This is a genomic window from Desulfovibrio sp. (assembly GCA_016208105.1).
Taxonomy (GTDB): Bacteria; Desulfobacterota; Desulfovibrionia; order Desulfovibrionales; family Desulfovibrionaceae; genus Fundidesulfovibrio.
On the sequence record JACQYS010000008.1, the window covers coordinates 259,226 to 275,089 of the forward strand.

14 protein-coding genes are annotated in these 15,864 nt (G+C 55.4%); 12 read left to right on the plus strand and 2 right to left on the minus strand.

Translation table 11 applies throughout. The features are described from left to right. Positions 1-100: 100 nt before the first annotated feature. Positions 101-1,504, minus strand: a complete 1,404-nt coding sequence (locus HY795_04025) for a sigma 54-interacting transcriptional regulator (protein ID MBI4804385.1) — start codon at positions 1,502-1,504, stop codon at positions 101-103. Between the two features lie 1,116 nt (positions 1,505-2,620). On the opposite strand from HY795_04025, the gene HY795_04030 reads away from it, so the two are divergent. The 12 genes from HY795_04030 to HY795_04085 all read left to right on the plus strand — a co-directional run bounded on the left by HY795_04030 (position 2,621) and on the right by HY795_04085 (position 15,745). Further along, positions 2,621-3,688 (plus strand): ABC transporter substrate-binding protein, encoded by a 1,068-nt coding sequence (locus HY795_04030; GenBank protein MBI4804386.1) that lies wholly within the window; start codon positions 2,621-2,623, stop codon positions 3,686-3,688. Between the two features lie 66 nt (positions 3,689-3,754). Next, a complete protein-coding gene (locus HY795_04035; protein MBI4804387.1) occupies positions 3,755-4,591 on the plus strand; it encodes an ABC transporter permease in 837 nt (278 codons plus the stop codon). After that, positions 4,588-5,373: an ABC transporter permease gene (locus tag HY795_04040; protein MBI4804388.1), complete on the plus strand. Its 786-nt coding sequence runs from the start codon at positions 4,588-4,590 to the stop codon at positions 5,371-5,373. Before HY795_04035 ends, HY795_04040 begins: the two co-directional genes overlap by 4 nt. Then, entirely contained in the window at positions 5,352-6,119 is a 768-nt protein-coding gene (locus tag HY795_04045; GenBank protein ID MBI4804389.1) for an ABC transporter ATP-binding protein, read from the plus strand. The genes HY795_04040 and HY795_04045 overlap by 22 nt, the downstream gene beginning before the upstream one ends. Positions 6,120-6,133: 14 nt before the next feature. Continuing rightward, positions 6,134-6,904 carry an ABC transporter ATP-binding protein gene (locus HY795_04050; GenBank protein ID MBI4804390.1) on the plus strand — a complete coding sequence of 257 codons (771 nt, stop codon included), beginning with the start codon at positions 6,134-6,136 and terminating at the stop codon, positions 6,902-6,904. A gap of 84 nt (positions 6,905-6,988) precedes the next feature. After that, entirely contained in the window at positions 6,989-7,765 is a 777-nt protein-coding gene (locus tag HY795_04055; GenBank protein ID MBI4804391.1) for an SDR family oxidoreductase, read from the plus strand. Positions 7,766-8,019: 254 nt separating this feature from the next. Further along, positions 8,020-8,880 carry an NAD(P)-dependent oxidoreductase gene (locus HY795_04060; protein ID MBI4804392.1) on the plus strand — a complete coding sequence of 287 codons (861 nt, stop codon included), beginning with the start codon at positions 8,020-8,022 and terminating at the stop codon, positions 8,878-8,880. Between the two features lie 63 nt (positions 8,881-8,943). Beyond that, positions 8,944-10,809 (plus strand): aldehyde ferredoxin oxidoreductase family protein, encoded by a 1,866-nt coding sequence (locus HY795_04065; protein MBI4804393.1) that lies wholly within the window; start codon positions 8,944-8,946, stop codon positions 10,807-10,809. Positions 10,810-10,895: 86 nt separating this feature from the next. Then, on the plus strand, positions 10,896-11,123 hold the full coding sequence (locus HY795_04070) for a thiamine S protein (protein ID MBI4804394.1): 228 nt from the start codon (positions 10,896-10,898) through the stop codon (positions 11,121-11,123). A gap of 107 nt (positions 11,124-11,230) precedes the next feature. Continuing rightward, positions 11,231-11,554, plus strand: coding sequence for an aldehyde dehydrogenase family protein (locus tag HY795_04075; protein MBI4804395.1), 324 nt, complete (start codon positions 11,231-11,233; stop codon positions 11,552-11,554). Between the two features lie 311 nt (positions 11,555-11,865). Then, positions 11,866-13,233, plus strand: a complete 1,368-nt coding sequence (locus tag HY795_04080; protein MBI4804396.1) for an MFS transporter — start codon at positions 11,866-11,868, stop codon at positions 13,231-13,233. A 1,153-nt stretch (positions 13,234-14,386) separates the two neighbouring features. Next, the gene (locus tag HY795_04085; protein MBI4804397.1) at positions 14,387-15,745 is read left to right on the plus strand and encodes an anion permease; all 1,359 of its coding nucleotides are present in this window, start codon (positions 14,387-14,389) and stop codon (positions 15,743-15,745) included. Here the strand turns inward: HY795_04085 and HY795_04090 are convergent. After that, positions 15,734-15,864 (minus strand): DDE transposase (locus HY795_04090; protein ID MBI4804398.1); only part of this gene is annotated, 131 nt, incomplete at its 5' end. The genes HY795_04085 and HY795_04090 overlap by 12 nt on opposite strands.

A 15,864-nucleotide genomic window follows, 5' to 3' on the forward strand; every position in this document is an offset into this window, starting at 1 on the left:
AATACCTGTTAGAATGCGGGAATCCTGTTTACTTATCCATTGGCTTCACATCACTTGGCGAGGTTATGAAGCTCGCTCACGCGAATTCTCACAGGAAGTATCAAACCTTCTCGGCCGCAGACGCGGCATACTTCTCCATCTCCTTGACCTTGCGGAAAATGGTTGTCCGGTCCACCTTGAAGTGTTTGGCGACTTCCGTGATTGAGCCGTATTTATTGAGCCCTGTCTGAATGATGCTGGTTTCCAGTTCGCGCAAGATATCCTTGTAGGACTTGCCCTCGATGTCCACGTCCCGGATGACTTTGGCTGCAAGATCTCTCTTTCGTGTCGCGGAACGGGCGATGGGCAGGTCGCGAGCTTCAATTACGTTCTTGCCGATGGTCACTACGAGCCCATGAATAAGGTTTTCCAGCTCGCGGACATTGCCAGGCCACTCATATTCGGTCAGCACGGATTCCGCTCCAGGGGAGAGTGTCATGGAGCGGCGGTACTTGGAGCTGTAGAACTCCAGGAAACAATGCGCCAGGGGGAGGATATCCGCCTTGCGTTTGGCAAGTGTCGGGATGCGGATCACCGCGACCTTAAGCCTGTAATACAGATCTGACCTGAATCTGCCTTCGGCGACCTCTCGTTCCAAGTCTTTGTTGGTGGCGGCGATGATTCGCACATCGACCTTCTGGGAAACCGTTGAGCCCACGCGCATGATCTCCCAATCCTGGAGCACGCGCAAAAGCCTGGACTGCATTGTCATGGGCAACTCGCCGATTTCATCCAGGAACAACGTCCCTGTGTTGGCGGCTTCAATAAGGCCCGCCTTGCCCTGTTTGCTCCCCCCGGAAAAAGTGCCTGGCGCATAGCCGAAAAGCTCCGTCTCCACGAGGTTTTCCGGCATGCTCCCGCAGTCGGCCTTTATGAAGGGCCTGTCCGCGCGCGGGCTCGTGGCGTGCAGCCTGCGGGCGAACACGTCCTTTCCCACCCCGGTGTTGCCCAACAAGAGTACCGTGGCGTCCGTGGCAGCGATGATTCCCATCTGCCCGAAGACCTTCTTCATTGCCCTGCTGTGCACGACCCTCGGACTGTTCTTGAGCTTTTCGTACTCTGGGTTCTGAAGATTTTTGAATGTCTCCAGGAGTTCTTTCTGCGCGGTAATCTGCTCCTTGAGTTCAAGCAAGGTGGTCACGTCACGGATAAATGTCACCACCATATCTACGTCACCGCGAGAGTTGAAAATCGGGTGCCCGTCAAGAACCACCTTTGTGCCATTTTCCAAGTTCTGCACCCTGGTCGCGGGCCGCTTTTCCTTGATGACGAACGGGTTGAGCACAACGTCGAAATGTCCGCGGTCGACCAATTCGAAAACCGACTTCCCTATGAGCTCGTGGCGCGGCAAACCAGTCAGTTCCGAGTGCTTTGCGTTCAGGTGGACTATGACGCCGTTTTTGTCTGATATACAAACAGCTTCGTTGAATGCATCGAGGAATTGCTCAAAATATTGAGGGAGCATGGCTGCTTACATTCCTTTATCAAGAAGTTAGCTGTCATTGATGCGTAAAGATACCGATTGGTGAAGCGTTCTGGAGTTCCTGAGGTGAGCCCCGTGTTCCAGGGAAAACCGCTCCGCAGCAAGCCTTGGATAAGACCTGCTCTGGGCACCTGGTTTTTGTTGCAGCTATGCACTGATTTTGACTTTTAGCTTTTTGAGGGTCTCAATCCTGCCTAACCCTGACTGGCCGCGCATTTCAGGGGATTTATCCCTGCTCTGTTCCATCTTGTTGCAGATGTGCAAGACAAATGCGTTTAGAGAAGAATGGAGGCTCTGTTTTCATAAAGCAAGGATTTTCAAACTGTTTTTTCAATTTTTCCTAGCCGCCGCCTTATCCCACCGTGCATATTTGCAATACATATTGAAGATGCACTACTATACTTATTAAGAATAACTCCTTTGTCAGCACTTGCCTTAACTACTCCTGCCGGCTTCATCCTCAAACAATCATAAAATCACCCCGTTTTTGCCGCACACCACCAATTTCTGGCTCATATTTGAGTTTAACCGCGAGATCCATTTCGCACATCCTTGAATGGCAACACTGGCATTATCCTTGCTTTATTTGAGTGAATCACCTTGAGCATGAATGAGAAGAAAGACAAACAACTCCGCCATGCGTAATGTCGGCAACGTCCCGGTTATGGCGGGAATATTTTTTACCCTTGCAAGTCTTACATAAGACATATTACATATTTTTACAATCGGAATGAGGTCAGGGGGGCAGTTGGACAACTGGCTCCATAGCGCTTCGAAGGTGTCGTCTTCCGTCGTGACTCGTGAGAGAGCTCGCCGGTTAAACCCTTCCGCCAGAGGTGAATGGAACAAACAGACGCAGCATGAAGCAATATACGGAGCAGGGGACTGAGCAGGGACACAAAAAAAATGATTCGCCCCCAAGAGACTGCTCCATGGATTGTGAACTCTATACCGAATGTGTCGTCATCGATGTCATAACGTTGTTTTCTTATTACGAAGATACACAGAATCAACCTTTTACGAACTGATACGAAGGGAGGAACCGTAGCGCTGAAGAATTGAAGCAGGGCTTAAACATTTTCAAAGGAGACTTTCCTCATGAAGAGAAGCCTATTTGCCTTAACCGTTCTTTTCGCAGTACTGATAACAGCCTGCGGATTTTCCATCGCAGCAGACAAGTTTCCCATGCGCATCAGTGGCCAGCCTTGTTTGCACGGGCTTCCCACATGGCAGGCCATTGAAGACAAATCAGCCGCTAACTCTCCCCTCGACCTGAAATACTTGCTTTTCGCTTCAGGCGCTCCCCAAGTTGAAGCTTTGGCTGCCAACGAATGGGATGCTGGCGCCATCGGCACCATTCCCACCATGATGGCCAGTCTGCGCTACGGGGCGCTCTTGATTGGCATTTCCAACGATGAATCCGAAACCAACGACCTGTGGGTCCGCCCCGACTCTCCTCTGCTGAAAACAGCGGGCGCCAATCCGAAATATCCTGAAATCATGGGCACCACCGAGGATTGGAAGGGCAAGAGAATTCTTGCCACCACCGTGTCCACCGGCCACTACGCCTTGACTTCGACCCTGAAGGCTCTGGGTCTTAAGGATAGCGACGTCAAAATCGTGCACATGGAACAAGGCCAAGCCATGGCTGCGTTTGGTGCCGGCGAGGGCGACATCATCCAGTTGTGGGCCCCTTCCAGCTACGTGGCCGAGGCCAAGGGCTGGAAGAAGGTTTCTTCCGGACGCCGCGCCGGCGTCATGGTTCCCGGGGGCATCATCGTTCGCAAGGAATTCGCGGAAAAGAATCCCGACAAGGTGGTTGAGTGGCTCGACATCTACATGCGCGGCATCGAACAGATGAAAAGTGAGCCGCAGCAGAGCGAACGCGCCCTTTCCAAATACTTCAACGATTATTGCGGGCTTGAGATGACCCCGGAGCAGGTTGGCAAGGAGTTCAAGCTCCGCCCCCTCTTCAACGTCACTGAGCAGATAGAGCTTTTGACCAATCCGGACAAAGCACCCAAATGGATGAAGGACATCGCCCAGTTCATGGTGGATCAGGGGCGCATTTCGCAGGCCGAATACGATCGCTACGTGAAGGCCAATTGCTTCATCGATCCCAAGTTCATGAAAATGCTCGCTGAAAAGCGGGCCGCGAAAAAGTAGAGCGCGTTCTCCCCCGGGAAAGGCACTCTTTCCCGGGGGACTACCCTAACTGAAAGGCGGCTAACGATGCCCATCACAACGACCTCCGACGCGTCGCAGATCGAGGCGGAGCGTGAAAGCCTCTACCGGCGCTCATTACGGGAAAACTGGATATCGGTTGTAAGCTTCATTCTGTTTCTTGTGAGTTGGGAACTCATATGTCGGCTGGGCATTATCGGGCCGTACCAGTTGGTGCCTCCAAGCGACGTGGTGGTCATATTCTTCGATAAGCTCATGAACCCCAATCCGGATGGCGCGCTGCTGTATGAACATTCAGTGACTAGCCTGGTCGTGGCCTTAAGCGGGTTTGTTGCGGCGGCCGTCATCGGTGTTCCGCTTGGGCTGCTCATGGGATGGTATCAGCCGCTGAACCTGCTGGTCCGGCCCATGTTCGACGCTGTCCGGCCCATTCCGCCCATCGCCTGGATTCCCATTGCCATCCTCTGGCTGGGTATCGGACTCCAGGCAAAGGCCTTCATCATCTTCCTGGCCGCATTCGTGCCATGCGTGATCAACTCGTTTACCGGAATCAGGTTGACCAACCCGGTGCTCATCCGGGTTGCCCAGATATATGGGGCCTCCAACTGGGAGACCTTCCTTAAGATTGGCGTTCCCTCGGCCGTGCCCATGGTCTTCACTGGGCTTAAGCTCTCCCTGAACGCTGCCTGGACGACCCTCGTGGCCGCTGAGCTTTTGGCCGCCTCCCAGGGGCTGGGCTACATGATCCAGATTGGCCGGCGCCTGGCCAGGCCGGACATCATCATCGTCGGCATGCTGACCATCGGGTTTCTCGGTGCGCTCATGTCCTGGGGGCTCACACGATTCGAAGCCCGCTTCTCTTCTTCGAGGAGGTTGACCCTATGATTGCTTCCAAGGCCAAAACCAAATTCCTTACCATCGCGGCCCCTATCGGCTCGGCCATCATCTTTTTGACCTTCTGGAAGATAACGACACTGATCATAGGGACCAAACAGCTTCCTTCACCGGAGATGTTCTTCAATGAAGCCGTGCGCATGTTCACCGTCAAGATCGGCGGGAACAGCATATGGATGCACATATACTACAGCATGCGCCGGGTGCTCATCGCCTATTTCTGGGCCGGAATCATCGGTTTGCCCCTTGGATTGTACATGGGCTGGAGCCGGGTATGCGAAAAGATCGTCATGCCCATCTTCGAGCTTCTTCGCCCCATTCCGCCAATCGCCTGGATTCCCATAGCCATCCTCTGGCTGGGCATCGGCGAGGGGCCGAAGGTATTCATCTGTTTCGTCGGCGCCTTCGTCATCTTCATACTCAACTCGTACACCGGCATGCGCTACATTGATCCCTTGCTGCTGGACGCCGCCCGTTCCTTCGGTGCCACTAGAAGCCAGCAATTCTTCAATGTGGCCATACCCGCAAGCCTGCCTTCGGTGTTCGCAGGCGTACAGAACGCCCTGAGCATGTCCTGGATGTGCGTTCTGGCCGCGGAGCTCGTCGGCGCCCGGGAGGGCGTTGGCTTCATAATCATCCAGGGAATGGACCTCAACAAACCCTCCATGATCCTCGTGGGCATGGCGATAATCGGCTTGGTTGGGGCTTTATTGGCAGCGACATTCAGATGGATCGAGAGGAGGTTGTGCCCATGGCGCAGGGAGCTGGTGTAACCAAAATCGAATGCACGAACGTCTCGAAATCCTTTCATGTGCAAAATCACAGGATGCAGGTGTTGGATGACGTCTCCCTGACCGTGCGCGAAAATGAGTTTCTTGTGATCCTGGGACCGGGACAGTGCGGCAAGACAACGCTGCTCAACTGCATCGGCGGGCTGCTGGGTCTCGACGCGGGTTCGATACTCATAAATGGCCAGCCCATGACCGGCCCTGGCCCGGACAGGGGCATCGTCTTCCAGCAATACGCCCTTTTTCCCTGGAAGACCGTCTTGGACAACGTGGCCTTCGGTCCCATGGTGAACGGTGTGGGCAAGGAGGAACGCTACGCCACGGCCAGGAAATACATAGAGCTGGTGGGATTGCAGGGTTTCGAGGACGCCTATCCGTTTTCGCTTTCCGGAGGCATGAAGCAGCGGGTTGGCATTGCCAGGGCCTACGCCAACAACCCGGACATCCTGCTTATGGACGAGCCTTTCGGCGCCCTGGACGCCCAAACCCGCTACGCCATGGAAAAAGACATCCTGCAAATCTGGCAAAAGGAACAACGCACCGTTCTCTTTGTCACCAACAACATTGAGGAAGCGATCTACCTGGGCGACCGGGTCGTCCTCATGTCGGCCCTGCCCGGGAAGGTCAAAAACGAATACGTGATCGACGTTCCTAAACCCAGGGCATACACGGACCCGACCTTCCTGAAACTGCGTAAGGAAATCTCCAACGATACCGACCTGGCGCTATAGGAGGATCAGCAGTGATACCGCGCACGAAGGAAGAATACGCGTCTGGAAAAGAGGTGAAGGTCAAGGTGGAGGACTTCACCAAGTACTATGACGACCTGCTGGTGCTCAAAGACATCAACTTCGACATATACAAGGGCGAGATGCTCTGCATTGTGGGCCCAACGGGTTGCGGGAAAACCACGTTCCTCAACTGCCTGTCGCGGTTCATACCCATGAGCAAGGGGGATATCCTGGTGGACGGGGTCCCTGCTAATCCTCAAATCCACAACATCGCCTTCGTCTTCCAGGAAGTATCGGCCATCCCCTGGCTTACCGTGGAGGACAACCTCCGCTTCGGCCTGCGCATCAAGCGCTTGCCCGAGGAGGAGGTGGAAAGCCGGGTCGAGAGCATGCTCGACCTTGTCGGGCTTCGCAAATACCGCCGCTACTTCCCAAAGCAGCTCTCAGCCAGCATGGAGCAACGGGTGGTGATCGCCCGCAACTTCGCCATTCAGCCCGATCTCTTGCTGATGGACGAACCCTACGGCCAGCTTGACGTGAAACTGCGATACTATCTCGAGGACGAGCTTCTTCGCATCTGGAAGGAGCTTGGGACCACGGTTTTGTTTATCACGCACAACATCGAGGAAGCGGTGTACCTTGCCGAGAGAATTCTCATCCTTTCGCCCAAGCCCTCCACAATAAAGGAGGAGGTCATCGTCGACCTGCCAAGGCCTCGCGTCTACGACGATCCGGAATTCGTGAAAATCCGCGACCATGTCACGGAGTGCATCAAATGGTGGTAGGTTATTCGGCCATGAGCCCCATATCCGAAAGCCATTGCGGATTCTGCGATGATTCCCTGAAGAAGACGAGCACAGGCGAGAGACATGTCATTTATTGAGAGCCTATTCGGACTTGCCGGGCGCGTGGCCCTGGTGACCGGAGGCAATTCCGGACTTGGGCTGGCCATGGCCAGGGCCTTGGCGTTTGGCGGAGCCCGGGTGGTACTCTGCGGCAGAAACGCGCAACGGCTGCAAACAGCGGTCGAAGACCTCGGCGATTGCGCAGGCCAGGCCGCGTGTGTCGAATTCGACGTCTCGCTCACGGACAGACTCCCGGAACTCGCTCACCTAGCTGCTCGCCCATTCGGCCCACCGGATATTCTCGTCAACGCCGCCGGGGTGAACCCGCGCCTGCCTTGGGAGCAAGTGGACGTGGCCTCGTGGGAGAAGACTCTGGCGGTGAACCTTGGTGCCGCGTTCTTTTTGGCCAAGGAACTTGTCGGGAGCATGCTCAACCGTGGATTCGGTCGCATCATCAACCTCGCCTCGCTCCAAAGTGTCCGGGCTTTCGAAAACAGCGTGGCCTACGGAGCATCAAAGGGGGGCGTTTCGCAGCTCACCAGGGCCATGGCCGAGGCATGGTCGAGAGGCAAAAGCGGTGTCACGGCCAATGCCGTGGCTCCCGGTTTCTTCAAGACCAGGCTCACTGAACCGCTTTTCGAACAACCCGGACTTGCCGAAGGCCTGGCATCAAAAACCCTCATAGGAAGAACCGGCGAGCCGGAGGACATCCACGGAATAACGCTCTTCCTGGCCTCCCAGGCATCGTCCTACGTTACCGGCCAGGTTCTTTTTCTCGATGGAGGTTGGACCGCGGCATAGAGGCAAAGGTTGACTGAGTCGCGGTTTACCGCGCTTGTAATCATGGCAAACAGCCAAGGGGACATTGATGGAATTGGTATCATGTTGATTGGACAATCTTCTATAATATATAAAATATTTAATATAACTATCTAGAATCGCTCGAAATACATCTGATTCCAGGCGTCCATGCGACGCACCGAGCGACGTGAAATGCACCAGGGGGATCGACCCTCTGAACAAGAACTTGAACCAGAATGAAAGGAGCATGCGTCATGAAGATCGGATTTATCGGCGTAGGCCTGATGGGCGGCCCCTTGGCGAGGAACCTGATCCGCAGTGGCCGTAGCGTGTCCGTGTACGATCTGAGCAAGGAAGCCGTTGATCGTACCCTCGCCGCTGGGACCACCGGCAACGCCGCCGCCAATGTGGACGAGTTGGCTTCCTGCGACCTCGTGTTCACCAGCCTGCCCCTGCCTCAGCACGTCACCGGGGTGATGCTCGGCGACTCCGGACTGCTCGCCAAGTTAAAAGGCGGCGCCATTTACGTTGAACTCTCCACCATCGACCCGGCCACCTCCAAATCCCTGGAAACCGCCGCCAAGGCGCGGGGAATAGGCTTTCTGCAATGCACTTTGGGCAAGACCCCCGGGCATGCAGAAAAGGCCGAGGAACCGATGTTCATCGGCGGCGACAAGGCCGTTTTCGACAAGCTGTCTGATATCTGGCCCGTCATTGGCAAACCAGCCTACTACCTGGGCCAGGTCGAAGCCGCCTGCGCGGTCAAACTCATCAGCAACCTCATGGGCATGACCAATCTTGTGGTGCTCGCCGAAGGCATCAAGATCGGAGAGAAGGCCGGCATCGACAAGAAGCTTCTCATCGAACTGCTCCAGGATACCGGCGCGCGCAGCTTCCAGATGGATGTGCGCGGCCCCTGGATTGCTGAAGGGGACTTCAACAATCGTTTCGGGCTCGACCTGGCACTCAAGGACGTGCGCCTCGGCTGCGAGATGGGTGACGCCTGGGGCATGGAGCTCCCGGCCATGCACGCGGCGCTTGAGGTGTTCAAGAAGGCCAGTGCCGCCGGACATGGCAAGGAAGATTGCAACGCCGTCTACAAGGTGACGAAGTAGCCGGAGAAGGGAGCCCCGTGTCCACCACCGGACAGGAATTGCCCATTTGGAGAGGATAAAAACATGCCACACGGATACAACGGCAAGATACTTCATGTGAATCTGACAACCAGAACATGGGAAGTGGAAGAACCGGGTGAAACTTTTTACCGTCGGTACTGGGGCGGAGGAGCTCTAGCCACGTATTATCTGCTTAATAATGTAAAACCGGACACCGATCCGCTAGGCCCCGACAACGTGCTCGTATTCGCCTGTTCGGTGCTGACTGGGGCTCCTCTGTCTGGTTTCTGTCGCTACACTGTGGCCGCCAAGTCTCCGCTCACCGGCGCATTCGGCGAAGCAGAGGCTGGCGGATATTTCGGCCCGGAACTGAAGTTCTCCGGTTTCGATGCCGTCGTCATCCGAGGCGCGGCAGACAAGCCTGTCTATTTATGGATTCAAGACGGAAATGTTGAATTGCGCGACGCTGGCTTTCTCTGGGGCCTGGATAACGCACCAACCCAGGATGCTATCCGTAAGGAACATAAAGACAAAAAAATCCGGGTGGCCTCCATCGGCCCTGCCGGAGAGAACGTGGCTCTCATGGCGTGCGTCATCAACAATTTGGCCCATGTCAACGGTCGATGCGGCATGGGCGCGGTCATGGGTTCCAAGAAGCTCAAGGCCATCGCCTGCCGCGGTTCGCAGGAGCCGTACGAATACGCAGACCCCCAGGGCCTGGCTGAATTAAATAAATGGCATTTGGCAGCTATCCGCAGCCACATGCCCAACGTCAACTTGGGCAAGTTCGGCACACCGATGCACGTCATGGCCCAGCAGGGACAAGGGATATTTCCCACTCGGAACTGGCGTGAGGGGATATTCGAGGGCGCTGAGAACTTGGGAGTTCCAGGATACGAAAAGATCCAGACGGGTCGCGAGACTTGCTACAAATGTGGCGTAGCCTGCAAGCGCAAAGTAAAAATCGACGACCAGATGGATGAGCGTTACGGCGGCGCGGAGTATGAAACCCTTGCCGCTTTCGGCTCCATGTGCGGCGTCTCAGACCTCGTAGCCGTCACGAAAGCGCATGAACGTTGCAACGCCTGGGGCATGGACACCATCAGCGCGGGATGCACCATCGCCTTTGCCATGGAGTGCTTCGAAGAGGGTGTCCTTGGCCCTGACGACGCTGAGGGTCGCGTAGTAAAGTTTGGCGACGCACAAGGCATGCTCTGGCTGCTCGAAAAAATGAAGGACGGCAAAGGAATCGGAGCCATCTTGAATCAGGGTGTCGAACGGGCCGCCTCCGCCATAGGTCGGGGGGCCGAGAAGTATGCGTTCACGGTAAAAGGGCTTGAACCGGGCCTCCACGACCCGCGCGGCAAAACCGGTGTGGGCCTTGGCTTCGCCCTGTCCCCGACCGGTGCCGACCACATCGAATGCCCCCATGACGTGGCTTTCCAGGGTGAGGGGTGGCGCCTGATCGCTCCCCTTGGACAATTGAGCTCTCCGGTAGTGCGGGATAACGGGCCTGAAAAAGTGTCCTTCTTCAAGGCCGGTCAGCTTACGTGGGCCATGAACAACACTCTTGGCATCTGCAACTTCGTGGTGCGCCCCATTTTCGCATTGACCTACGACAAGCTCTTGGAAGCCATCAAAGCCATTACGGGCTGGGAGACCAGCCTCCTGGAACTTATGCTCGGTTCCGAACGTTCGGTGGTCATGGCCCGCATGTTCAACATCCGTGAGGGCTTTAGCGCGAAAGACGACAAGCTCTTCAAACGCTTGCACCAAATCATCCCCGAAGGTCCGGCCAAGGATGCCAAGATTGACGAGGAGGAGTTCGGCAAAGCCATTAAAATGTACTATGAAATGATGGGCTGGGACGAAGTCGGAAACCCGCGTCCTGGCAAGCTTCATGACCTGGGTTTGGGTTGGCTGGCGTAATCCCTGTGTTTGTATGAAGACCGGGGCTTCGGCCCCGGTCTTTACCCCGCTGGTAATCGCTCATGCGGCAGGGTTATGGGTAGTACATGCGGATACATCTCAAGTTAGAGGGCATTCTGGCCGCGCATGCGCCTGAGAACGCCCATTCCTACCCCATCCCCGAAGGTGCCACCGTGGGCTGGCTCATTTCACACCTTGGCCTTTCTCCGGAACAGGTGACGCTGGTCTTCGTCGACCACCAGCTAGCCGAGGCCAACACACGCATCCCCGATAATGCCTTCGTCAACTTCTGCCCTTTCATATGCGGAGGATGAACGCACTCGCTTGGCAAGGCAGACCGCAACGCCGTCAGGAGTGATGATATTAATGGGGCGAGCTCTTCTCCAATTGAGTGGCACATCATTGTTTCCGATGGAGTCCGATGCCCGTCTGCAAGGAGTTTGCACTCCAGATCGGAAATTTAAAATTTTTCAAGACCCAGTGCTCTCTTGACGGCAAGTGGACCAACGCAAACGATGGCAAGACCATAGAGGTGAACAACCCGGCATCCGGCGCGATCATAAGCACCGCTCCCAAAGCAGGCCGCACCGAAACCGCAACCGCCGTCGAGACCGCCTCCCATGCATTTGGGCCATGGAAGCGTTTGACCGCTTTGCAGCGCGCCGCCCGCCTTCACGAAAGGATGGCGAAAGCGAGGGGATTGAGGATTTCATGGAGGCCAAATACGTCCTTATGGGAGGCATAGGCGCATAGGACTTCGCCTTATTAGCCAAGAACGGGCTTGGAACGATTTTTCCTGGGCAACTGCCTGATGGCGTATTCTTCTCCCGGCCCATCACCAAATTCGGCGTCATCCTCTTGAATGCTGTTTGCCTGCACCCAATCAGCCTATCCCCACATTACCAGGACAAAGACTGTTTTTCTTTCTCATTAATATAAACTAGTTCCCATGGCGGTTGTTGCCGTGGAATCGCTTGGGAGGATGGCCGGGTGAAGGGAGAAACTAAGGCGGTGTCGCCCCTGGCGGTGTTGTTCACCGTGTGTTCAGCCCAGTTCATGGTGCCCTTGATGCTCACTTCAGTGAGCGTCGCCCTGCCGGCCATGGGAAACGAGCTGAACGCCTCGGCCCAACAGTTGGGCCTGGTTGAGCAACTCTACGCCCTGTCCCTGGCCATGACCATGCTGACCTTCGGCCGCCTGGGCGACTTGGTCGGGCGGCGCAAGGTGTTTCTCACAGGGTTCGCCTGGTTCACGCTTCTGACCTGTTCCATAGGATTCGCCACCAACATCGATGTGGTCATCGCCCTGCGCTTGTTGCAGGGCACCGGGGCCTCGCTCCTGCTGTGCGGCAGCATGGCCCTGGTGGCTTCGGTTTTTCCTGTCCAGAAACGAGGCAGGGCTTTCGGAATAGTGGGTGCCTTCACCTACGCGGGGCTGACGCTGGGCCCGGTTCTGGGCGGGTACGTCACCAGCCACCTGGGATGGCGCTTCGTGTTTCTCACTGTGGTGCCTTTTGGCCTTCTGGGCTCTCTCTTGTGCCTCACCCGCATGCGTGGCGAATGGCGCGCGGACAAGCCCGGCACAATGGACTGGCTGGGAGGCCTTGTCTACGCTGCTGGCCTGGCCCTGTTCATGGTGGGGGCCTCGCACCTGGGTCAGGGTATGGCTCCGGTTCTCATGGTGCTGGCCGGAGTGGCCTGCCTGCTCGGTTTCGGCGTGCTGGAGACCAGGCTCAAGCACCCCCTGCTGGACGTGGCCACGCTCTTGGCCAACCGATTTTTCAGCCTGAGCTGCCTGGCGGCAATGGGCACCTATGCCGCTACTTTCGGCGTTACCTTCTTCATGAGCCTCTACCTGCAATACGTGCGGGACATGTCCCCGCACGAAGCCGGGCTTCTTCTGCTGCTGCAGCCGCTCATGCAGGTGCTGGTCTCGCCCGTGGCCGGGCTCATCTCGGACCGGGTCCATCCCGTTCGCCTGTCCAACCTGGGCATGGCCTTGAGCAGTCTGGGCCTCTTGCTTGCAGCCTGCACCATCGGCCCAGCCACCCCGACATGGCTGATCGTTGTCGAACTCGCCCTCATCGGTCTTGGCATCGGCGTCTTCATCACTCCAAACACCGTGATCATCATGGGAAGCGTGGAGCAAAGCCAGTACGGAGTGGCCTCAGGCATGATCGGCACCATGCGCACCTTGGGCATGGTCACCAGCATGACCACGGCCACGGTGATCTTTTCCCTGCTCATGCACGGGCAGTCAGTAGCCAAGGCGTCCTTACCCGATTTTTTGGAGAGCATGCGCATCAGCCTAGTAATTTTCACTCTGTTCTCATCCTGCGGCATGCTGGCCTCGTTTGGCCGCAAACGGGGAAGAAACAATACCGGCAAGGAGCAACACGCCGGACCTCGAGACCAAGAACGCTGAATCACTCCTTAAAGAGTGCTGATGGATATATCATTGCCTTGTAACTGTTCATCATGTTCCGGGTAGAAGCATGTCGGCCAAAGAGTTCTCATATTATCTGAACTAACCGTGCGATTCATCTCCTTCCATTTCGGTCGAACACACTGTGTATAGCGCGGGGTAAAAAGAAAAAGGCTAACAGCAATATCACTGTAATCCTTTGAATTTCTTTGGCGTCCCCAAGCGGATTTGAACCACTTTTAGCGGCGTGAGAGGCAGCAGCTACTCACACGAATGCCAATGATTTAGCCATGCTAGAAATACATCCACGGACTCTAAGTACATCTAAATACACTCAGGAATGAACCCCATCTACCCCTCTCCATCTGTCCTGACAAATGACTACCTGCGTAAAATAACATCTATTCACAGAGTCATGTGAACTCTGCCCGGCCTTCAAATCTCTAATTCGATGGCACGAGAAGCCATAATTTCTCAGCCACCCTCCGCCTTCATGAGGCCTTCTGTATACATGTCTACCATAGACAGTTTACATGTCTACTTTTGTAGACACACCCCAAGGAAAGCTTCACTTCGTGTTATCAACCACCAGACATAATATTCAATAACATAAGCAACTTATAAAAACACACTTTGACATCCCCGATTTCTACTTCCAGCCAGAGACATGGCATGCCCTTTGCTCTGAAAGGTCTAGACAAAGTGGCCATCTGCCCTGGGTTCTCATTGGGAGTTTGCAACATGTGAATATACCTAGAAAACCCAGTACAGTGAGCTCCCTTCGAGCTTCACACCGAAAGCTTGAACTAAAGAGCTCAGCGCGGACAAGCTGCTTGAACTACCAGGACAGAAACGACCGCGGAAAGAGGCCATAGCAGGTGAACACACTTACCGCCGACATGAGGAGGAAAGATGGCAACGAAACCACAGGTTCAGTCCATCAAGGGAATTCAATCGATTTTGATCAAACGGACCATCACCTTCCTGGCAGCCATGACCGTTCCATCGCCCCTTACTCGCGGAGACTGTGTTTGATCAAAACCGACCGTTCATCTGTGATTTCTCTATCTGTCGTTGCAGTAACAACTTAAAATATTGCCGTTGCGGATAATCTTAAATCGCAATGCTTTTGCAACTGCCGCTGAGAGGTAACATGTATACAAAAAAACAACTTCTTTTCATCACCCTCGGGCTGCTGGCTATGCTCATCATTGTTTACGCCACGCCCCCCATACAAGGCCTTAGCCATCAGGGCAAAGCCGCTCTCGGAGTTTGCGCATTCGCTATTATATCGTGGATATCCCAGGCCCTCGACGAAGCCCAAAGCGGTTTCTGTATCGTCATCCTGCTCGTTCTCATGGGTGCGGCCAAACTCGGCAGCGCTCTCAGTGGTTATGCCACCAACGGATTATGGATTGTCACCCTCGGCATGATCATGGGCACCTTAATGAACAGCTGCGGTCTTTCCAAACGGATGGCCTTTTTCATGGTCAGCAAGGCCGGCAAAAAGGCCAAGAATTTATATTGGGCTGTTTCGCTCATCACCCTTGTCATGTCATTTTTCATTCCGTCGCTCGGCGTGAAAACGCTTCTGGTCATGCCCCTGGTCACACAGATGGGCCTGGCCTTCGGCGCCGAGAGAGGCCAGAGCAGTCTGGTCAAGGGTCTGCTCTTCGTCGTTGCCAGCGCGGGCACCATGTACTGTGTGGGCATCATGACGGCGAACGCGGCCAACCCCATAACCGCCAGCCTGGTTCAGGCCGCTACCGGTTACCAGATCACCTGGGCTGAATGGTTTCGCATGGGCTTCCCCCCGGCCCTGCTTATGGGGCTTGGTTCGACCTACATCGTGTACAAAATGTTCCCGCCCGAAGTTGAAGACATCTCCGCCGGGCAGGGAGAAATAGCGCGTACTCTCAAAGAGATGGGACCCATGTCCTTAAAGGAGAAGTACGCCCTCGTCGTCTTTCTCACCACCCTCTGCCTCTGGGCCACCGATTCTCTGACCGGGCTTAATTCAACCCTGACAGCGATGATGGCCGTAGCGGCCATGATCCTGCCCGGACCGCAGCAGATCCTGGACTGGAAGGAGACGGAAAAGAAAGTAAGCTGGAAGGTTTTTATTGTTTACGGCGCGGGCCTTTCCATGGGGAGCATTCTCGTCAGTTCCGGCGCGGCAAAATGGCTTGCTGCGACCTTTTTCTCCCCCATACTCACATTTGATGTGCGCCTGCAGGTGGTCATCTTCATCTGGCTGATCACTTGTATGCAGGTACTCTTCACCGGCGCGGGCCCGAAAACCACAGCTCTTACTCCGGTAGTCATTGCCCACGCCATGGCCGTTGCATCTCTGCCGTCCCACGCAGGCATGCAGGTCTCGATGTTCGCGATCCTGGTCGGCGCCAACATGCTTCACCAGTATCTGCTGCCTGTTACCAACCTTCCGAACATGATCGCCACTGCCACCGAAGAAGTAACGGGAGGCGAAATAATTACGTGGCTATCCCCTTAACTCCGCATAGGTGACAGGGGTGGCACTGGAGCAGGCCCTCAAGAGGCGGTCGAAGCCCTGCCCAGGCCAGAAACGGCGGTTGAATCGGTAGCAGAATTCATCGAGGTATTTTTGAAGAT